At 66.3% G+C, this 17,207-nt stretch carries 22 protein-coding genes, 3 tRNA genes and 1 pseudogene; 15 read left to right on the top strand and 11 right to left on the bottom strand.

The annotated features are described in order from the left end of the window. Window positions 1–3 precede the first annotated feature (3 nt). Window positions 4–765, bottom strand: coding sequence for an SDR family oxidoreductase (locus AC5P57_RS09265; protein WP_099551905.1), 762 nt, complete (start codon window positions 763–765; stop codon window positions 4–6). A gap of 132 nt (window positions 766–897) precedes the next feature. Between AC5P57_RS09265 and AC5P57_RS09260 the strand changes: the two genes are divergently transcribed. Then, window positions 898–1,740 carry a bifunctional transcriptional activator/DNA repair enzyme AdaA gene (locus AC5P57_RS09260; RefSeq protein ID WP_088429438.1) on the top strand — a complete coding sequence of 281 codons (843 nt, stop codon included), beginning with the start codon at window positions 898–900 and terminating at the stop codon, window positions 1,738–1,740. 73 nt (window positions 1,741–1,813) lie between these two features. Here AC5P57_RS09260 and curA read toward each other — a convergent pair whose 3' ends face one another. Next, a complete protein-coding gene (gene curA, locus AC5P57_RS09255) occupies window positions 1,814–2,839 on the bottom strand; it encodes an NADPH-dependent curcumin/dihydrocurcumin reductase (RefSeq protein ID WP_262234797.1) in 1,026 nt (341 codons plus the stop codon). A gap of 366 nt (window positions 2,840–3,205) precedes the next feature. On the opposite strand from curA, the gene AC5P57_RS09250 reads away from it, so the two are divergent. The 7 genes from AC5P57_RS09250 to dxs all read left to right on the top strand — a co-directional run bounded on the left by AC5P57_RS09250 (window position 3,206) and on the right by dxs (window position 9,950). After that, window positions 3,206–3,281: transfer RNA gene (locus tag AC5P57_RS09250), tRNA-Phe, on the top strand. A gap of 72 nt (window positions 3,282–3,353) precedes the next feature. After that, window positions 3,354–3,429, top strand: a tRNA-Phe gene (locus AC5P57_RS09245). A 204-nt stretch (window positions 3,430–3,633) separates the two neighbouring features. After that, window positions 3,634–4,185, top strand: a complete 552-nt coding sequence (locus AC5P57_RS09240; RefSeq protein ID WP_099551908.1) for a lipocalin family protein — start codon at window positions 3,634–3,636, stop codon at window positions 4,183–4,185. Between the two features lie 169 nt (window positions 4,186–4,354). Next, window positions 4,355–4,831, top strand: coding sequence for an LEA/WHy family protein (locus tag AC5P57_RS09235; protein WP_099604028.1), 477 nt, complete (start codon window positions 4,355–4,357; stop codon window positions 4,829–4,831). A 65-nt stretch (window positions 4,832–4,896) separates the two neighbouring features. Next, window positions 4,897–6,687, top strand: coding sequence for an acyl-CoA dehydrogenase C-terminal domain-containing protein (locus tag AC5P57_RS09230; RefSeq protein WP_106548805.1), 1,791 nt, complete (start codon window positions 4,897–4,899; stop codon window positions 6,685–6,687). Between the two features lie 584 nt (window positions 6,688–7,271). Further along, complete coding sequence (locus AC5P57_RS09225) at window positions 7,272–7,937, top strand: HNH endonuclease (RefSeq protein ID WP_019336875.1); 666 nt, start codon at window positions 7,272–7,274, stop codon at window positions 7,935–7,937. A 105-nt stretch (window positions 7,938–8,042) separates the two neighbouring features. Further along, a complete protein-coding gene (gene dxs, locus AC5P57_RS09220; RefSeq protein WP_099551941.1) occupies window positions 8,043–9,950 on the top strand; it encodes a 1-deoxy-D-xylulose-5-phosphate synthase in 1,908 nt (635 codons plus the stop codon). 152 nt (window positions 9,951–10,102) lie between these two features. On the opposite strand, the gene AC5P57_RS09215 is transcribed toward dxs, so the two are convergent. From AC5P57_RS09215 to AC5P57_RS09205, 3 genes are all read right to left on the bottom strand, one after another. Beyond that, window positions 10,103–10,306 (bottom strand): hypothetical protein, encoded by a 204-nt coding sequence (locus AC5P57_RS09215; protein ID WP_005410416.1) that lies wholly within the window; start codon window positions 10,304–10,306, stop codon window positions 10,103–10,105. 166 nt (window positions 10,307–10,472) lie between these two features. Then, complete coding sequence (locus AC5P57_RS09210) at window positions 10,473–11,036, bottom strand: DUF3011 domain-containing protein (protein WP_262234795.1); 564 nt, start codon at window positions 11,034–11,036, stop codon at window positions 10,473–10,475. Window positions 11,037–11,169: 133 nt separating this feature from the next. Beyond that, window positions 11,170–11,376, bottom strand: a complete 207-nt coding sequence (locus AC5P57_RS09205) for a hypothetical protein (protein ID WP_099551912.1) — start codon at window positions 11,374–11,376, stop codon at window positions 11,170–11,172. Window positions 11,377–11,778: 402 nt separating this feature from the next. Here AC5P57_RS09205 and AC5P57_RS09200 point away from each other — a divergent pair, with 402 nt between their 5' ends. The 4 genes from AC5P57_RS09200 to AC5P57_RS09185 all read left to right on the top strand — a co-directional run bounded on the left by AC5P57_RS09200 (window position 11,779) and on the right by AC5P57_RS09185 (window position 13,308). Further along, on the top strand, window positions 11,779–12,054 hold the full coding sequence (locus AC5P57_RS09200; RefSeq protein ID WP_099551913.1) for a hypothetical protein: 276 nt from the start codon (window positions 11,779–11,781) through the stop codon (window positions 12,052–12,054). Between the two features lie 12 nt (window positions 12,055–12,066). Then, the gene (locus tag AC5P57_RS09195) at window positions 12,067–12,300 is read left to right on the top strand and encodes a DUF1653 domain-containing protein (protein WP_019660549.1); all 234 of its coding nucleotides are present in this window, start codon (window positions 12,067–12,069) and stop codon (window positions 12,298–12,300) included. A gap of 89 nt (window positions 12,301–12,389) precedes the next feature. Further along, window positions 12,390–12,962, top strand: a complete 573-nt coding sequence (locus AC5P57_RS09190; RefSeq protein ID WP_099551914.1) for a TetR/AcrR family transcriptional regulator — start codon at window positions 12,390–12,392, stop codon at window positions 12,960–12,962. 13 nt (window positions 12,963–12,975) lie between these two features. After that, window positions 12,976–13,308, top strand: a complete 333-nt coding sequence (locus AC5P57_RS09185; protein ID WP_005410423.1) for an SMR family transporter — start codon at window positions 12,976–12,978, stop codon at window positions 13,306–13,308. 22 nt (window positions 13,309–13,330) lie between these two features. Here AC5P57_RS09185 and AC5P57_RS09180 read toward each other — a convergent pair whose 3' ends face one another. Continuing rightward, on the bottom strand, window positions 13,331–13,504 hold the full coding sequence (locus AC5P57_RS09180) for a DUF1328 domain-containing protein (RefSeq protein WP_005410424.1): 174 nt from the start codon (window positions 13,502–13,504) through the stop codon (window positions 13,331–13,333). 94 nt (window positions 13,505–13,598) lie between these two features. After that, a complete protein-coding gene (locus AC5P57_RS09175) occupies window positions 13,599–14,240 on the bottom strand; it encodes a LysE family translocator (protein ID WP_262234794.1) in 642 nt (213 codons plus the stop codon). Window positions 14,241–14,393: 153 nt separating this feature from the next. Between AC5P57_RS09175 and AC5P57_RS09170 the strand changes: the two genes are divergently transcribed. Further along, window positions 14,394–15,086: an aspartate/glutamate racemase family protein gene (locus tag AC5P57_RS09170; RefSeq protein ID WP_142806437.1), complete on the top strand. Its 693-nt coding sequence runs from the start codon at window positions 14,394–14,396 to the stop codon at window positions 15,084–15,086. A gap of 24 nt (window positions 15,087–15,110) precedes the next feature. Here AC5P57_RS09170 and AC5P57_RS09165 read toward each other — a convergent pair whose 3' ends face one another. Continuing rightward, a complete protein-coding gene (locus tag AC5P57_RS09165; protein ID WP_099551917.1) occupies window positions 15,111–15,506 on the bottom strand; it encodes a hypothetical protein in 396 nt (131 codons plus the stop codon). Between the two features lie 241 nt (window positions 15,507–15,747). Between AC5P57_RS09165 and AC5P57_RS09160 the strand changes: the two genes are divergently transcribed. Together AC5P57_RS09160 and AC5P57_RS09155 are read left to right on the top strand one after the other, a co-directional pair. Further along, window positions 15,748–16,257 carry a DUF3011 domain-containing protein gene (locus AC5P57_RS09160; protein ID WP_262234793.1) on the top strand — a complete coding sequence of 170 codons (510 nt, stop codon included), beginning with the start codon at window positions 15,748–15,750 and terminating at the stop codon, window positions 16,255–16,257. Window positions 16,258–16,295: 38 nt separating this feature from the next. Further along, window positions 16,296–16,451, top strand: a pseudogene (locus tag AC5P57_RS09155) (GNAT family N-acetyltransferase); the annotation flags it as partial. On the opposite strand, the gene AC5P57_RS09150 reads toward AC5P57_RS09155, so the two are convergent. The 3 genes from AC5P57_RS09150 to AC5P57_RS09140 all read right to left on the bottom strand — a co-directional run bounded on the left by AC5P57_RS09150 (window position 16,439) and on the right by AC5P57_RS09140 (window position 17,171). Then, window positions 16,439–16,780, bottom strand: a complete 342-nt coding sequence (locus tag AC5P57_RS09150) for a low molecular weight protein tyrosine phosphatase family protein (RefSeq protein ID WP_099551919.1) — start codon at window positions 16,778–16,780, stop codon at window positions 16,439–16,441. The pseudogene AC5P57_RS09155 and the gene AC5P57_RS09150 overlap by 13 nt on opposite strands. Beyond that, window positions 16,777–16,977, bottom strand: coding sequence for a hypothetical protein (locus AC5P57_RS09145; protein ID WP_099551920.1), 201 nt, complete (start codon window positions 16,975–16,977; stop codon window positions 16,777–16,779). The genes AC5P57_RS09150 and AC5P57_RS09145 overlap by 4 nt, the downstream gene beginning before the upstream one ends. Window positions 16,978–17,094: 117 nt before the next feature. Beyond that, a tRNA-Pro gene (locus tag AC5P57_RS09140) sits at window positions 17,095–17,171 on the bottom strand. Between the last annotated feature and the right edge of the window lie 36 nt (window positions 17,172–17,207).

Below are 17,207 nucleotides of genomic sequence, written 5' to 3'. Positions count from 1 at the left end.
CGCTCAGGTACGGGTGATCGACACTCCCCCCTCCACGCGCATCGCGGTACCGGTAACGAAACTGCTTTCATCGCTGGCCAGGAACAGCGCCGCGTTGGCGATCTCCTCCGGCTCGGCCATGCGCTTCAGTGCGTGCAGCGAGCGCACGAAGTCGCGGGCATCGCCGGTGGGTGCAGCCTGCCGGCCCATCTCGGTATCGGTGCCACCGGGCAACAGCACGTTGCTGCGTACGCCGCGCGCGCCGTATTCGGCGGCGATCACCTGGCTCAGGCCGATCAGCCCGGCCTTGCTCGACGCATAGGCCGCCATGCCGGGGAAGCCCACCGTGTGGCCGACGAAAGTGCCGACGAACACCAGCGAGCCGCCGCCGCGCGCCAGCAGTGCCGGCAACTGCGCACGTGCGGCATGGAAGGCCGCATCCAGATTGGTCGCCATCACCTCGCGCCAGGCGTCCACCGGGAACTCCGCCGCCGGCACGCCCGGGCCGAGCATGCCGGCATTGTTGAGGGCGATGTCCAGGCCGCCGAATGACTGCTGGGCCAGATCGACCAGCGCCTGTGCCGTGCCCGGATCAGCCACATCGGCGGCATGCACCACCACCTCGCCGCCGGCGGCACGAATCTGCTCGGCCAGCGCCTGCAGCGGCTCCGGCCGCCGTGCGTTGAGCACCAGCTTTGCCCCTTCGGCAGCGAAACGCAGCGCGCTGGCGCGGCCGATGCCGGCGCTGGCACCGGTGATGAGGGCGATCTTGTTGTTCAGGCGCATGGTCGTGGTATCGGTTGTGAAGTAGCCACCACGATGCCGCGCCTCTCCCCTGCCAACACTCCGTTTCCGGGCCTGGCCCGTCGGTGCAGGAAACGGAGTTTCCGCAGAACCGGCACGTGCCAGAATCCGGCCATGGACAGTACCGCCACCACCGCCCTCGATGCCCGCGTCGAACGGGTCTGCCGCCACCTTCAGGCGAGCCTCGACGAACCCTCGCTGCAGGAACTGGCCGACATCGCCGGCTGCAGCCCCACGCGCCTGCATCGCCTGTTCAAGCAAGCCACCGGGTTGACCCCGAAGCAGTACGCTGCCGCGCTGCGCGCCGACCGCCTGCGCACCGGGCTGGAACAACAGGAACGCATCACCGACGCCTTCCACGATGCCGGCTTCGGTTCCAGTGGACGTTTCTACGAGAACGCACCGAAGTTGCTGGGCATGACTCCCAAGCAATGGCGTGCAGGTGGTCGCGGCGAAGTCATCCACTTCGCGCTTGCCGAAAGTTCACTGGGCAGCGTGCTGGTGGCCAGCAGTGCCACCGGGGTGGTCGCGATCCTGCTCGGCGACGATCCGGAGACGCTGCTGCAGTCATTGCAGCAACGCTTCCGCCAGGCCGAACTGGTCGGTGCCGACCAGGGCTATGAGCAACTGGTGGCACAGGTGGTAGGCCTGGTCGAGGATCCTTCGCGAGGCGCCACGCTGCCGCTGGATATCCGCGGCACCGCGTTCCAGCAACGGGTGTGGCAGGCACTGCAGCAGATTCCGCGCGGGCAGACCGCGTCGTATGCGGATGTCGCCGCGCGCATCGGCGCCCCGCGCTCGAGCCGTGCGGTTGCCCGCGCATGCGCCAGCAACCCGCTGGCGGTGGCAGTGCCCTGCCACCGGGTCGTACGCCGCGACGGCGACCTGTCCGGCTATGCGTGGGGCGTAGCGCGCAAGCGCGAACTGCTGCGCCGGGAAAAGGCCTCGACTGCCTGAAGTGGGTGCCGACCTTGATCGGCACGCTCAGCTTCCGGTAGGTGCCGACCTTGGTCGGCACACCGCCAAGCCCTCAATCCAGCTTCACCACCAACTTGCCGAAGTTGCGCCCCTGCAACAGCCCAAAGAACGCCTCCGGCGCATTCTCCAGCCCTTCCACCACATCCTCGCGGTACTGGATGCGACCTTCGCGCAACCACTGCGGCATCTCGCGTTCGAAGTCCGGCCATAGATGGTTGAAGTCGTGCACGATGAAACCGCGCACGGTCAGGCGCTGGCGCAGGATCTGGCTGAACAGCGCGGGCAACCGGTCCGGGCCGGGCTGCTCGACGCCCCGCTCGTTGTAGGTGGCGATGGTGCCGCACACCGGAATGCGGGCGAAGTCGTTGAGCAGCGGCAGCACTGCATCCAGCACATGGCCACCGACATTCTCGAAGTACACGTCGATGCCCGCAGGCACTGCCGCGCGCAGCTGGTCCGCAAAATCAGCGGCGCGATGATCCAGCGCCACGTCCACCCCCAGCGTCTGCAGATAGGCGCGCTTGGCTTCGCCACCAGCGATGGCGACCACGCGCGCGCCCTGCAGCTTGGCCAGCTGGGCCACGGTCGCGCCCACCGGTCCGGTCGCGGCGGCCACCACCAGCGTCTCGCCCGGCTTCAAACGGGCGATTTCATGCAGGCTGGAATACGCAGTGAATCCGGGCATGCCATACACGCCCAGTGCCGTGCTCAGAGGCAGCCCGGCCGGATCGAGGCGACGCCCCAGCGCCTTGCCCGGCAGTACCGCATGGGTCTGCCATCCGCCTGGCGCCAGTACCAGGTCGCCCACCGACACGCCATCAGCCTTCGACTGCAGCACCTCGGCCACGGTCTGGCCTTCCATCACCGCATCGATGGCCACCGGCGCGGCATACGAGGGGCCCTCGTCCATGCGACCACGCATGTACGGGTCCAACGACAGATAGCGGTTGCGCAGCAGCACGTCGCCGATTGCAAGCTCCGGCAGTGCAGCCTGCTCCAGTCGGAAGTTGGCCGCGCTTGGTGCGCCCTGTGGACGCGAGGCCAGCACGATACGGGAGGTAACGAGGGAATCGGACATGGTGACCGGCTCTGCTGTTGCCAGCATCAGGAAAGGAATGCCGACACTACGCCGCAACGATCGCCGGCAACGGCCACGAAAACAGCGTTCCATCGCCCGCCCCGGCACGGCACCGGCACAAGCCTTGCCGTTGCGCCATTGCCGATCACCGCGGCCCGCTGATTTCCGCCACAGGGGATGATCAGGATCGCGCCGGGCGCCCGGATCGATTCCTGGCCCTTCCCACCCTGCACAGCGACGGCGGATCAAGAACTTGCAGGTGCGCAGACGGCAATGTGAAGAATTCTTGGCAAAACGCTTGCCGAAGACTGCCGACCTCCGTAATATACGCCTCCTTGGCAGCGACCTCGCTGCTACGAAACATGTGGCCGAGTAGCTCAGTTGGTAGAGCAGGGGATTGAAAATCCCCGTGTCGGCGGTTCGATTCCGTCTTCGGCCACCACTTTCGAAGGCCTGCAGAAATGCGGGTCTTTTTTTTCCGGATACCGCGTTCAATGCGGTCGCCACACAATTTGGCCGAGTAGCTCAGTTGGTAGAGCAGGGGATTGAAAATCCCCGTGTCGGCGGTTCGATTCCGTCTTCGGCCACCAGTTTCAGAGACCTGCAGAAATGCAGGTCTTTTTTTTGTCTGCGGCCTGCCATCCACGCATGGCGTGGATCTACCTGGCGCTGGCGCCATCCGCTATCCAGGCATGGCGTCGATCCATGCCAGGCCACCGCCTTCTGGTTGACGAAACATTTACACCGGCACCCGGCGCGGCACCTACGCTGCAGATTCCTGCCGGAGCCTGCCGATGCAACTGCGCCCCACCCTGCTCACCTGGCTGCTGCTGGCCACCGCCCCGGTGATCGCCGCCGAGCCGGTACGCGCGGTCGATACGCTGGACATCGATCGCTACGCAGGCCAGTGGCACGAGATCGCGCACCTGCCGGTGTCATTCCAGAGGCAGTGCGTCGGCGAGATCACCGCCAACTACGGGCTGCGCCGCGATGGCCGCATCAGTGTCACCAACGCCTGCCGCAACGGCGATGGCGAACGCGTGGTTGCTGAAGGCGTGGCACGCCCGGTGGCCGGCCATCCCGGCCAGCTGCAGGTGCGCTTCGTGCCGGACTGGCTCAGCTGGGTGCCACTGGTCTGGGCCGACTACTGGGTGCTGGCGCTGGACCCGGACTACCAGTGGGCGCTGGTTGGTGAACCGGACCGGAAATACCTGTGGATTCTCTCGCGCCTGCCGGAAATGGATCGCACCCGGTTCGAACAGTTGAAAGAAAAAGCAGAAGCCATGGGCTACGACCTGGGCCCGCTGCGCCTGATGGCCCCGCTTCGCGATACGCCCGCCGATTGAACTGCAGTTCAATCCGCACGCGCACCGTGCGCCCGAAGATCCAGCGCTGCGCATGCCCGGCCGCCACCTTCACGCGCTACCCTCTGCGACGGGTCGCCACAGGCGATCCAAACGACCATACGCCGTAGTATGCTTATTCCAACGCACCGCCTCCAGAGGACCTGCGCCCATGCTCCACCGTTTCCGTATCGCCTTGATCGTCCTGAGCACCCTCGCCCTTGCCGCCTGTGGCAACGGCATCGTCAAGCGTGTTTCGGAACCGGCGGCCAGCCTGCAGCAGCTGACCGTGCGCGCCGACGGCAACTGGACCGTGGCCCTGCGCCTGCAGAACTTCAGCTCCATGCCGATGACCTTCGACGATGTCTCGCTGGCGCTGACCGTTGGCGACAGCGACGCCGGCACCCTGCAGGCCAAGCCGGGCATTTCCATCGGAGGCACCTCGGCCGACGTCATCAACGTCGACCTGGTACCCAGTTCGGCCGCACGCCTGGTGGTGGCCGATGCACTGGCCAGCAACCGTACCCTGGCCTATGGCCTGAAGGGAACGGTCGCGGCCACGCCGCAGGAAAAGAAGCAGCGCAGCTTCGATATCAGCAGCCGCAGCACCCTCAACCAGGCTCCGGGCCTGCCGGGCGTGCTGCGCTGATTTCCACCTTCCGTCGCGGCGCCTGGCGCCGCTCTCCCCTGCCCTGATCAAATCGAGACGTACCGATGAGCAGCTACACCGCCCCGCTTTCCGACCTCCGTTTCGCCCTGCACGACGTGCTCAAGGTCGAACCCCTGTTCGCCCGCCTGGGCTTCACCGACGCCACCGCCGACGTGGTCGATGCCGTGCTGGAAGAAGCTGGCCGTTTCAGCGCCACCGTGCTGGCCCCGCTCAACAGCGTTGGCGATGAGATCGGCTGCGTGCTCGACCAGGCCACCGGTGAAGTGACCACCCCGCCCGGCTTCAAGCAGGCCTACGACCAGTTCGTCGATGGCGGCTGGACCGGCCTGACCGCCTCGCCGGAACTGGGTGGCCAGGGCCTGCCGCACACCCTGGGCGTGCCGCTCAACGAAATGATCAACGCCGCCAACCTGGCGTGGGGCAACTTCCCGCTGCTCTCGCACGGCGCCATCGAAGCACTGAAGCAGCACGGCGAGGCCTGGCAGCACGAAGCCTTCCTCAAGCCGCTGATCGAGGGCCGCTGGACCGGCACCATGTGCCTGACCGAGCCGCACTGCGGCACCGACCTGGGCCTGCTGAAGACCAAGGCCGAGCCGAACGCCGATGGCAGCTATTCGATCACCGGCACCAAGATCTTCATCACTGCCGGCGAGCATGACCTGACCGGCAACATCGTGCACCTGGTGCTGGCCAAGCTGCCCGACGCCCCTCCGGGCGCCAAGGGCATCTCGCTGTTCGTCACCCCGAAGTTCAAGGTCGACCGCGACGGCAACGTCGGCGAGCGCAACGCACTGCGCTGCGGTTCGATCGAGCACAAGATGGGCATCAAGGGCTCGGTCACCTGCGTGATGAACTTCGATGGCGCACAGGGCTACCTGGTCGGCCAGCCGCACAAGGGCCTGCAGGCGATGTTCACCATGATGAACACCGCGCGCCTGGGCGTCGGCCTGCAGGGCATCGGCCTGTCCGAGCGTGCCTACCAGAACGCGCTGAAGTACAGCCGTGAGCGCCTGCAGTCGCGCGCCCTCAGCGGCGCCAAGTTCCCGGACAAGCCGGCCGACCCGATCCTGGTCCACCCGGATGTGCGCCGCATGCTGCTGACGGTGAAGTCACTGGTCGAGGGCAGCCGCCTGCTGGCCCTGCACGCCGCCACCCTGATCGATGTCGCCCACCACGCCGAGGACGCCGCCGAGCGCGAGCGCGCCGACACCCTGGTGAGTTTCCTCACGCCCATCTCGAAGGCCTGCCAGACCGAATGGGGCATCGAGAACACCTACAACGCCCTGCAGTGCTTCGGTGGCCACGGCTACATCCGCGAGCACGGCATGGAGCAGCTGGCGCGCGACGCCCGCATCACCACGCTGTATGAAGGCACCACCGGCATCCAGGCACTGGACCTGATCGGCCGCAAGACCGCCTCCAGCCAGGGCGCCGGCCTGAAGCTGATGCTGGCCGAGATCGAAGCCTTCGCCAAGGAACATGAAGGCAACGAAGCGCTGGCCGAGTTCATCGGCCCACTGCGCGCCAAGGCTGCCGAATGGGGCAAGCTGACCCTGGACGTGCTGCAGCGCGCGGCCGCCAACCCGGACGAACTGGGTGCGGCCAGCTACGACTACCTGTTCTATTCGGGTTACGTGGTGTTGGCCTACTGGTGGGCCCGCAGCGTGGCCGCCGCCGATGCCAGCGCGCACGGCGCCGCCTTCGCCCAGGGCAAGCGCGAGACCGCACGGTTCTACTTCGCCCGGGTGCTGCCGCGCACCCTCAGCCACGCCGCCGCGATCCAGGCCGGTGCCGCCCCGCTGATGGCCATGGACGACGAGCGCTTCGGCGCCTGAGCCGGGCGGCCGCCCGGCACCCGCGGTAGTGCCGGCCGCTGGCCGGCAACCGCAAAAGCCGGCTTCCTGCGGGATGGCGAGGCGGATCCAATTGCGGGGGACGGCGCAAGTACGTCCCTGTAGCCTCGGTCGCCGCTTGCTCGTGTGCGCTGTCCTGCGCACACGGCAGGACCGGGGTTGGGCGTCCTGCCCAACCCGCCCGAGGCATGCCTCGGGCCCATGCCGCGGACACTCCCGCAACCGGACCCACCCCGTCCTCGACAGATTTCTGCTGCTGTTGGTAGATGTCGACCTTGGTCGACACAGTAGATCCACGCCACGCGTGGATAAGGGGTCAGAGCCCTTTCCTGCGGAAAGGGATCCGACCCCGGCCCGGCAGCCCTCGATCATCCCTCTGGAGAAAAGCCCCCTTTTGTTAAAGGGGGCGCACCGACAGGTGCGGGGAATAGGAAGAATGCGTGGGCATCCCAGCCCGCCGACGGCGGGCTGGGATGCCGAATGCGCGGACCTGAATGTTGACGATTTGCGTATCGCCGACAGGCGATACACAAATCGTCAACATTCAGGTATAAGCTGTTCTCCCGATGGAGACAGACACTACACGCTTGGGTCTGATCGAAGCCGGAGCTCCGTTTTCTGCTCCGGGCGCCGAAGCATCGCCCAACGCCACGACGCTGCATCGACCCGGTTCCGTCCGGCTGCTCTCACTTGATGCCCACGGACGCGTACTGGATTGGATCACCTGGCAGGATGCGGCGTGCCTCTACGCCCGCGAAGCCGTCGCCTGGACACTCGGCGATCCCTGCCTGCACATCCACGGCGGTACCAACCGCTTCAGCGGCCTGCAGAGCGGGATGGACCTGCACCCGATCATCGCCGCGCGCGGCCACGCCCGCTCCCGCGCGATCGATCCGACGCCGAACCTGACCAACCCGGCCCTGTTCGCCCGTGACGCCCACCTGTGCATGTACTGCGGCCAGCAGTTCAACCGCCCCACGCTCACCCGCGACCACGTCATGCCACTGTCCAAGGGTGGCCTGGACTGCTGGGAAAACGTGGTCACCGCCTGCTTCCACTGCAACTCGCGCAAGAGCGACCGCACCCCGCAGCAGGCCGGAATGCCACTGCTGGCGGTGCCCTACCGGCCCAGCTGGATCGAGCATCTGATCCTGTCCAACCGCAACATCCTGGCCGACCAGATGGCCTTCCTGAAGGCGCAATTGCCGAAGCGGTCAAAACTGAGCACCTGAATCGCCGAAAATGCAACCCTCACCGTCCTGTCACGGGCGGCGGCGTTTGCTTGCCCCACCCCCGTTTGAGGGCGAAAATGGGCGTTCAGAACAAGTGCGAACATGATGATCGACTCTGCCCGCTATCCCCGCCTCGCGCGCATCCAGACACCGGATGACCTGCGCACGTTCGACGAATCCGAAATGAGGGCGGTCGCCGACGAGCTGCGCGCCTACCTCATCGAATCGGTCGGCAAGAGCGGTGGCCACTTCGCCGCCGGCCTGGGCGTGATCGAACTCACCGTGGCACTGCACTACCTGTACCAGACCCCGCACGACCAGCTGGTCTGGGACGTGGGCCACCAGACCTACCCGCACAAGATCCTCACCGGCCGTCGCGACGAGATCCATACCGTCAAGCAGAAGGACGGCGTCGCGCCATTCCCGAAGCGCGAGGAAAGCGAGTACGACACCTTTGGCGTCGGCCACTCCTCCACCTCGATCTCGGCCGCACTCGGCATGGCCATCGCGCGCCAGTCCGAAGGCGACGATCGCAAGATCGTGGCGGTGATCGGTGACGGCGCGATGACCGCCGGCATGGCCTTCGAAGCGCTGATGCACGCCGGCGGCATGGACCCGGAACCGAACCTGCTGGTGATCCTCAACGACAACAACATGTCGATCTCCGAGGCGGTCGGCGGCCTGACCAAGATGCTCGGCCGTGCCACCGGCAGCCGCACGCTCAACGCGCTGCGCGAAGGCGGCAAGAAGATCCTCGGCGACAAGAAGAACAACCCGGCACGCTTCGTGAAGCGCTGGGAAGAGCACTGGAAGGGCATGTTCGTGCCGTCCACGATGTTCGAGGAAATGGGCTTCCATTACACCGGCCCGATCGACGGCCACGACATGCCGGCCCTGCTGTCCACGCTGAAGACGCTGCGTGCCTCCAAGGGCCCGAAGCTGCTGCACGTGATGACCACCAAGGGCAAGGGCTACGAGCCGGCCGAGGGCGACCAGATCGGTTACCACGCCGTCGGCCCGTTCGATCCGGACAAGGGCCTGGTGGCCAAGGCCGGCGCCAAGAAGCCGACCTACACCGATGTGTTCAGCGACTGGCTGTGCGATGCCGCCGCCGCCGAGCCGCGCCTGTACGGCATCACCCCGGCGATGCGCGAAGGCTCCGGCCTGGTGCGTTTCAGCAAGGAATACCCGCAGCGCTACTTCGACGTGGCGATTGCCGAACAGCACGCGGTCACGCTGGCCGCCGGCATGGCGACCCAGGGCGGCAAGCCGGTGGTGGCGATCTATTCGACCTTCCTGCAGCGCGCGTACGACCAGCTGGTGCATGACGTGGCGATCCAGGACCTGGACGTGCTGTTCGCGATCGACCGCGCCGGCGTGGTCGGACCGGACGGTGCAACCCATGCCGGCAACCTCGACCTGAGCTTCCTGCGTTGCGTGCCAAACCTGGTGGTGATGGCGCCATCCAACGAAGCCGAGTGCCGCCAGATGCTCAGCACCGGCCTGCAGCACCCGGGCCCGGCCGCTGTGCGCTATCCGCGTGGCACCGGCACCGGCGTTGCAGCCGGCACCGATCTGGCCACCCTGCCGATCGGCAAGGGCGAGCTGCGCCAGCAGGGCAGCCGCGTCGCCCTGCTGGCGTTTGGCAGCACCGTGGCCGCTGCCGAACAGGTCGGCCGCGAACTGGGCCTGAGCGTGGTCAACATGCGCTTCATCAAACCGCTGGACCGCGAGCTGGTGCTGGCTGTCGCCGCTCAGCACGAGGGCCTGGTCACGATCGAAGACAACGTGGTGGCCGGTGGCGCCGGCTCCGGTGTCGGTGAGCTGCTCAATGCCGAGGGCGTGCTGCGCCCGATCCTGCACCTGGGCCTGCCCGACAGCTACCAGCACCATGCCAGCCGCGAGGACCTGCTGGCCGAAGCCGGTATCGATGCCGCGGGCATCCGCGCGGCGGTACTCAAGCGCTGGCCACAGCTGGCCGCCGGCACCCCGCCGCTCAGCGCGGCAGGCTGAGCCGGCCACGACCCAGTGGATCCACGCATGGCGTGGTTCTACTGCGGAACAAGGGTCGATCCACGCCATGCGTGGAAGCAAATGCGAAGTAGAGCCACGCCATGCGTGGATAGCGGGCTCCGGGAACAGGATCTGGCCGGGAGCCCCAGCCCTCAGCCGTAGCTGACCGCTTCCACGAAGGCACCGCTGGCTTCCACGCGCACGGCAGCGCGCTGCCCGGTGTCGACGAAGTGGAGGCGTGCGAGGGTTTCAGCGAAGTCGAAGGCCCGGGCACCGTCGCGGAAATCGATCGGCTCCGGCCGGTCCGGATGCAGCACGCGCCATTGGCGCTGTTCGCATTGCAGGCGGATCAACATGCGGCTCACTCCTTGAGGCAGCGTATCGACGGTAGCGGGACGGCGTGCCGGTTACGGCAGACTTCATCACGACGGATCAGGGGCACGCAGGGGTGCCCTGATCGCAGAAGATACGACGTTCAAAATGTGAGCTGTATCAGATTATTCTGATTTTCGAGTGGCGCGCTCAATTCACCTGGAACTGCGCCCGGCAGCCGTCGCTGACCCAGATGCCACGGCGGTCCCAGCCCCAGGTCTGGCCTTCGATGCAGGCACTGCGCGAATCCTGGCGGACCAGGCGCACACCACGACGGATGCGGGCATCGCAGTACTCCTGGCGGTGGCCGTTGGAATGGCAGGTGATCACCTCACCCCCACCCCAGCCACTGCCGCCATTGCCCCAGCCGTTGCCATGGCCACCACCCCAGCCACCGCCACGACGGTACTCGCCAACGAACTCGGCCCGGCAGCCCTGGGTCACCCAGACGCCGTAGCGGGATTGCCCCCAGGTCTCACCCTCGACACACGGCGAACCCGACAACTGGCGGATCATCCGGGCACGGCCTTCCAGGCGGCATTCATTGCTGCGGTTCTTGATCGATTCGCAGCGTACGATGCCGCCGCCATCACGACCGCCATAGCGATCATCGTCGTAACCGTAGCCATAGCTCTGCGCCTGCGCGCCGCCTGCGGCGGCCAGCATCGGCAGCAGCGTGCAGGCCAGGGTGCGCCAGGTGAGTGCCTTGCCCATCGATATCTCCAGATGAATACGATGGCGCAAGCATCCGGGATTCGTGGCGCGGCGCACAGGGGGGCGCCCCATGGCGGTTTTTTCCCCATTCAAACAACTCAACCGTGGCTGACTGCGGCCCCGGCCGATGGCGTCAACCTCCGACGTGGAGCGCGTCCACGGAACTGCCGAACGCCTCGACCCGTACCGTGCTGCGCTGGCCGGTACGGCGGTGGTGCTCCAGGGCCCGCGCCGCGGCGACATCGAAGGCCTCGGTGCCTCGTGCATAACGGGTGGCGTCATGCGCCTGCGGATCCAGCACGGACCAGTGCCGGGCGTTGCATTGAACGGTAATGACCATTGGAAGACTCCTGCGGAATGAAGGCACGCCAGCAGCGGAAGACCCTGAGCGCCGGTACACCATCAGGCTAGCGAGTGCCTCCGGGATGGCCCATCAGATTTGTACGAAAATGCCGCGCCACACTGTCAGACCGCCCCGCCCTCACATCCCTGAGGCCGTTTAGTGAATCCCTTTCGTGACCCTTGTCACGGAGTTGGCAGGGCTTCACACTACCGTCATCAACAGGGGCCCCTTCCACATGCGCACCTTCTTCTCGCAGCAGCGTTGGACGCTGCTGAAGTTCTACTTCGTGGCCAGCTACCTCGTGCTGATCGAGGAACTGATCCGAGCCGCCGTGCACTGAGCGCTTGCTGTCGGCAAGGCTGCGGCAGACACTGTTGCTTTAGGCACGGAGCCCACCCGATGAAAGCGCTTCTTCTGATTCCAGCCCTGCTGGCCCTGGCCGCCTGCGCAAGCCAGGATCAGGCAGCTGCGCGCGCCGATGCTGCAGCCGCCACACCGGTCGTCGGTGGCGATCGCGATGCCCATGGCTGCATCGGTTCGGCCGGTTACCAGTGGTGCGAGCACAGCCAGCGTTGCGAGCGCCCGTGGGAACTGGCGCAGGCACAGGGCCTGGCCAATACCGCCGAGGCCATCAATGCCTACTGCGCAAAGCCGGCCAGCCCGGCGCGCAAGTGAGTCGCGCCCACCATGGCTGAGCTGAGTCCGCTACCCACCCTGGCCCCAGGCCGCTACCGCCACTTCAAGGGCGGCGAGTACGAAGTGCTCGACATCGTCCGCAGCAGTGAGACCCTGCAGCCGATGGTGCTGTACCGCGCGCTGTATGGCGAAGGTGGCCTGTGGGTACGCCCGTACGCCATGTTCGTCGAGCAGGTGCCCGGCGAGCACGGACCGCAACCGCGTTTCGCCCGCATCGACGCATGACGGTTCCGCTGCCGGCCTTGGCCGGCAGCACGCGGTAACGCGGCGGGGCCTGCGTTACAATCGTACCGTCCAGTCGGTTTCTTCCTGCCATGTCCGCATCCCCCTCCCGTTCGCGCCGCAAGGCGCCCGACAGCGTGCGCCAGTCACTGCTGCAGGCCACCATTGAAGTGATCGGCCGTAACGGCCTGGCCGCGCTGACCGTGCAGGACGTCGCGCAGGCCGCCGGTGTCAGCAAGGGTGCGTTGTTCCATCATTTCAGCAGCAAGCAGGCACTGGTGGATGAAGCCATCGGCGCACTCATCGGCGAGTTCGAAACGCGGGTTCGTGCCCTGCTGCAGGAAAACCCCGAAGGCCATGGCCGTTTCAGCCGCGCCTATGTGCAGGCCAATTTCGAGCATCTGCTGCAGCAGGAACAGGACAACGACATCGGCCTGACCCTGGGCAACCTGATGGAACCGGCCCTGCTCGCGCATTGGCGTACATGGAAGCGCGCGATGCTGGCCGAATTCGCCGACGAAGCCAACGATCCCCGACTGTATGCGGCGCGCTGCGCTGCCGACGGCTACTGGGCCACGGCCTATGGACGTCCGCTGGACGAGGAAGAACGTGCCAACGCATTGGCCATGGCCGAACAGGCCCTGAAACTGTGCGACCCGCAGTGAGCTGGAGCGCTCGATGAATCCCTACCTCTACCTTGCCGCTGCCATCGTGCTGGAAGTGATTGCCACATCACTGCTGAAAGCGTCCGACGGCATGAGCCGACTGGCGCCGACACTGGGCGCACTGGTCGGCTACGGGCTGTGCTTCTACCTGCTGTCGATGACCATGAAGTCGATCCCGACCGGCATCGCCTACGCAATCTGGTCCGGCGTCGGCATCGTGCTGATCTCGCTGATCGGGCTGGTGGTGTTCAAGCAGCGCCTGGATGCGCCGGCCCTGATCGGCATCGGGTTGATCTGCGCCGGCGTCCTGGTGATCAACCTGTTCTCGCGCAGCAGCGCACACTGAGCACGCTGCTGCGCGATCAACACTAGCTGACCTTCTTCGCTACGGTCATGCCGAGCAGGAACAGCACCACGGCGATGATGATGCCGGCCCAGAACAGGAACTTGGCGATGCCGACCGCCGCACCGGCAATGCCGCCGAAGCCGAGCACGCCTGCGATCACACCGATGACGGCGAAGATGATGGCCCACTTGATCATGTCAAACCTTTCCCTGCGGGGACTGCGTACTGGATGATCAGGCTAGGCCCTGGCCGATGCCGCAATCGTGAACAGGCCGCGTGCGCGGCGTGAATCAACGCGGCCGGAAGCGCAGCAGCGCGACCGCGAATGCCAGGAACACGCTTCCGACCAGGCGCTCGAACCAGCGCCGCGCGAACGGCCTGGCCAACCAGCGGCGCAGGCCGTGCCCACCCGCCGCGTACATCACGTACCAGAACAGTTCGCAGGCGGCGAAGGTGGCCACCAGCACGCTGTACTGCACGGCCTGGCTGCGCGACGGATCGACAAACTGGGGGAGGAACGCAGCAGCGAACAACAGCAGCTTGGGGTTGCTCAGGCCAACCAGAAGCCCACCTCGAAACACCGTCCAGGCACCAAGCGCCGGTGTCATCGGCACTGCGGCATCCACCGCCACCGGTGGCGCAGGTCGGCAGCTGTCGCGCCATGCCTTCAGGCCCAGCCAGGCCAGGTAGGCCACGCCCAGATAGCGCAGCACTTCGAACAGCATCGGCGAGGAATGCAGCAGCGCGCTCAGGCCGGCAGCGGACGCGGCCAGCACCAGCAGCATCGCCAGCAGGCATCCTGCCATCGCCGGAACGCTGCCACGGAAACCCAGCCCGACGCTGCGGCCCAGGATGTGCAGCATGTTCGGCCCCGGCGTGCCGCACAGGACAAAGACCGTGGCCAGGAACCACCACCAGGTATGCAGGGCCATTCGACACCCACCTCGGAAGACCGCACCAGCATAGGCCGTGGGCGCGCCGCGCGGCACATACAGCACGGCACGGATGTGGAGGTTACAGATGGCACGCACCGCACGCCCGTGCCCATCTGTGCTGCAATGACAGCCTCTTCCCTGGAGCAGCGCATGAAGACTCTTGGCCTGATCGGCGGCATGAGCTGGGAAAGCTCGGCGCAGTACTACCGGCTCATCAACGAGGCGGTGCGGCATCGCCTCGGTGGCGCGCATTCGGCACAGCTACTGCTGTGGTCGGTGGATTTCGCCGGTATCAAGCAGCTGCAGCACGACGGCGACTGGGACACCCTGGGCGATCACATGGTCGATGGCGCGCGCCGCCTGCAGGCGGGTGGCGCCGACCTGCTGCTGATCTGCACCAACACCATGCACAAGCTGACCGATCGCATCGAGGCGGCCTGCACGCTGCCGCTGCTGCACATCGCTGATCCGACCGCGACCGCGATCCTGCAGGCAGGTGCGCGCAAAGTGGGCCTGCTCGGCACTGCCTTCACCATGGAGCAGGACTTCTATCGAGGCCGCCTGCAGGAACGCTTCGGCCTGGAGGTACTGGTGCCTGATGCCGATGACCGCCGCAACGTGCACGACATCATCTATCAGGAGCTGATTGCCGGCGTGGTCAGCGAGCGCTCGCGGCAGCTCTACGCCGGCGTGATCGCGCGCCTGGTCGAGCGCGGCGCTGAAGCGATCATCCTGGGCTGTACCGAGATCATGCTGCTGGTACGGCCGGAAGACAGCGCAGTACCGCTGTTCGACACCACCACCCTGCATGCGCTGGCTGCGGTGGATGCAGCACTCGGCTGAGACGGCGCAATGCGCGACGCGGAATCAGCCTGCGTCGCGGACTTCCAGCGCGGTGATCAACCAGTCGACCACGGCCTGTGAATCACACAGGAAAAAGACGCCATCTCCCGAGCGCGCTTCGGTGAGCAGGCGATAGACGGTGATCGCCACCGCCGACTGGTTGGCAATGAACACTTCCGGGCTGCGCGGCCCCTCGCTGTGGCCTGCCACGGCCTGCAACGCCTTGCGCGCAGCCACAGTGGCAGCCGGGTCCGCGCTGCGGGTCAGTTCCGGCCCGCGCAGCCCCCAGGCAACGAACACATGCTTGCCCTTGAACGTGGTGTCCAGGACCTGCACCTCGGCGGCGCCTGCGCCTACCGAGCGATGAATGACGATACTGCTGATCAACGCAACCCCCTGTGGTCGTCGTGGTCCGCGCATCGTCCTCCACAGCCCGGCCGCGCGCCAGTGACGGCCGCCACAGGCCGCGCCAACAGGCGTGGAAGACGTGTAATAAGGTGTAACCCGATGCGATCGGATGTGCAGCGATGATACGGGATGTAAGCCTCTGCATGGACCCGCGCGCACTACTAAATCCCCACTGAGCCACGTCGGGAACGAAGCGTTCCAATGGACCCGGGCTGGGTCATTCTTGCCGCCCCGTTCCCTCAACGAGGCCCCCATGACCCATCGCCTGCTGCTGCCCATTGGCGGCATCTCCCTGGCCATGCTGCTTGCAGCCACCACCGTGGCCGCCCAGGATTACGACGCAGCGCACATTCCCGCGCTTCGCTGCGAATCCCAGTTCAACAAGACCGAGCAATGCCCGATCGCGGGCCCGATGCGCCTGGCCAGGCAACTGTCGGTCACCCGTTGCGTGGAAAACCAGAACTGGGGCCAGAGCCGTCGCATGCTGTGGGTGACCGATGGCTGCCGTGCCGAGTTCGTCGCCGACGACCATGGCCACTGGCCGGGACGCGGCCGGGGCCGTGATCGCGACGACGAGGGTGAACGCCTGGTCTGTGAGTCCTACGAAAAGAAGGACAAGGAATGCCGCATCCGCGTGCGTCATGAGGTGCGCATGGTCAAGCAGAAATCGGTGACGACCTGCGTCGAAGACCACAACTGGGGCTGGGACCGCCGTGGTATCTGGGTCAGCGATGGCTGCAGGGCCGAGTTCCGGGTGTATTGACTGCCGGCCGCGCGCTGGCTGCAGCGATTGGTCATGCGCACGCCATCGCGCTGCAGGACCACGGCAAGCGCTTCACTTCGCCCCATGCATCCACCACCAGCATGCAACGCCTGCTCGCCACGCCCGGTTTCATCGACCACGGCATCGTGCATGGACTGGACGAAGGCGATCCGGAGCTGATCTACCGCTTTGCCGGCAGCTGCTCGAGATACACGGCCACCTTGGCGTCCAGCAGGTCCATCAACACCGGATCCATGCAGCGATAGTCGTCGGGGATGTCCAGGCAATGCAGGCGCTTGTGCTCCAGCAGGCGCGCGTACGTGGCCTGCAGGCGATGCTGGTGCTTGGCCTCCATCACGAAGATGACATCGGCCCAGCGGATATCCGCCGGGCCGATGGGGCGTCGTGCATGCGGGCTGGTGCCGGCCGACAGCGCTGCGAAGCCGGGCCGCCGTCGCCACATGGCTTCGGCGGTCGGGCTGCGCAGCTGGTTGCGGCTGCAGACGAACAGCAGGTTGATCATTCCTGTTCCTGCAGTTGGCGGGCGCCGAGGACCGGATAGGTGAAGCCCAGCTGGCGTGCACGCGCGAGCTTGGCATCGCGCGTGTACAGCAGCTTCCAGTTCTTCTCGGGCTTGTAGCTGTAGGCGGTCGTAGCGCGGTCGCCACCGCGGTTGCGAGCCTGGCTGCGACGCCAGGCACGGTTTCTTGCAGATTCCATGATGTGTTCTCGTGAGTACCGGGTTCAGCAGCCGCGGTAGTACGAGTGGCGCGCAGCATACACCGCGCGCACAAAAAAGCCCACGCATCGCTGCGCAGGCTTCTTGATTCATCACAGTGGTCGGGACGGCCGGATTCGAACCGACGACCCTCTGCCCCCCAGGCAGATGCGCTACCAGGCTGCGCTACGCCCCGACTGATGCTGCGATGTGCCCGCCAGTGCGGCGGGCC

This window comes from Stenotrophomonas sp. YJH_SMC_79 (assembly GCF_059367995.1).
This window is presented reverse-complemented; position numbering and strand designations above follow the sequence as displayed.

Excerpts from the sequence above, each read along its gene's own strand:
- AC5P57_RS09265 (WP_099551905.1), bottom strand. The coding sequence starts at position 765 with ATGCGCCTGAACAACAAGATCGCCCTCATCACCGGTGCCAGCGCCGGC.
- AC5P57_RS09260 (WP_088429438.1), top strand. The coding sequence starts at position 898 with ATGGACAGTACCGCCACCACCGCCCTCGATGCCCGCGTCGAACGGGTC.
- curA (WP_262234797.1), bottom strand. The coding sequence starts at position 2,839 with ATGTCCGATTCCCTCGTTACCTCCCGTATCGTGCTGGCCTCGCGTCCA.
- AC5P57_RS09240 (WP_099551908.1), top strand. The coding sequence starts at position 3,634 with ATGCAACTGCGCCCCACCCTGCTCACCTGGCTGCTGCTGGCCACCGCC.
- AC5P57_RS09235 (WP_099604028.1), top strand. The coding sequence starts at position 4,355 with ATGCTCCACCGTTTCCGTATCGCCTTGATCGTCCTGAGCACCCTCGCC.
- AC5P57_RS09230 (WP_106548805.1), top strand. The coding sequence starts at position 4,897 with ATGAGCAGCTACACCGCCCCGCTTTCCGACCTCCGTTTCGCCCTGCAC.
- AC5P57_RS09225 (WP_019336875.1), top strand. The coding sequence starts at position 7,272 with ATGGAGACAGACACTACACGCTTGGGTCTGATCGAAGCCGGAGCTCCG.
- dxs (WP_099551941.1), top strand. The coding sequence starts at position 8,043 with ATGATCGACTCTGCCCGCTATCCCCGCCTCGCGCGCATCCAGACACCG.
- AC5P57_RS09215 (WP_005410416.1), bottom strand. The coding sequence starts at position 10,306 with ATGTTGATCCGCCTGCAATGCGAACAGCGCCAATGGCGCGTGCTGCAT.
- AC5P57_RS09210 (WP_262234795.1), bottom strand. The coding sequence starts at position 11,036 with ATGGGCAAGGCACTCACCTGGCGCACCCTGGCCTGCACGCTGCTGCCG.
- AC5P57_RS09205 (WP_099551912.1), bottom strand. The coding sequence starts at position 11,376 with ATGGTCATTACCGTTCAATGCAACGCCCGGCACTGGTCCGTGCTGGAT.
- AC5P57_RS09200 (WP_099551913.1), top strand. The coding sequence starts at position 11,779 with ATGAAAGCGCTTCTTCTGATTCCAGCCCTGCTGGCCCTGGCCGCCTGC.
- AC5P57_RS09195 (WP_019660549.1), top strand. The coding sequence starts at position 12,067 with ATGGCTGAGCTGAGTCCGCTACCCACCCTGGCCCCAGGCCGCTACCGC.
- AC5P57_RS09190 (WP_099551914.1), top strand. The coding sequence starts at position 12,390 with ATGTCCGCATCCCCCTCCCGTTCGCGCCGCAAGGCGCCCGACAGCGTG.
- AC5P57_RS09185 (WP_005410423.1), top strand. The coding sequence starts at position 12,976 with ATGAATCCCTACCTCTACCTTGCCGCTGCCATCGTGCTGGAAGTGATT.
- AC5P57_RS09180 (WP_005410424.1), bottom strand. The coding sequence starts at position 13,504 with ATGATCAAGTGGGCCATCATCTTCGCCGTCATCGGTGTGATCGCAGGC.
- AC5P57_RS09175 (WP_262234794.1), bottom strand. The coding sequence starts at position 14,240 with ATGGCCCTGCATACCTGGTGGTGGTTCCTGGCCACGGTCTTTGTCCTG.
- AC5P57_RS09170 (WP_142806437.1), top strand. The coding sequence starts at position 14,394 with ATGAAGACTCTTGGCCTGATCGGCGGCATGAGCTGGGAAAGCTCGGCG.
- AC5P57_RS09165 (WP_099551917.1), bottom strand. The coding sequence starts at position 15,506 with ATGCGCGGACCACGACGACCACAGGGGGTTGCGTTGATCAGCAGTATC.
- AC5P57_RS09160 (WP_262234793.1), top strand. The coding sequence starts at position 15,748 with ATGACCCATCGCCTGCTGCTGCCCATTGGCGGCATCTCCCTGGCCATG.
- AC5P57_RS09150 (WP_099551919.1), bottom strand. The coding sequence starts at position 16,780 with ATGATCAACCTGCTGTTCGTCTGCAGCCGCAACCAGCTGCGCAGCCCG.
- AC5P57_RS09145 (WP_099551920.1), bottom strand. The coding sequence starts at position 16,977 with ATGGAATCTGCAAGAAACCGTGCCTGGCGTCGCAGCCAGGCTCGCAAC.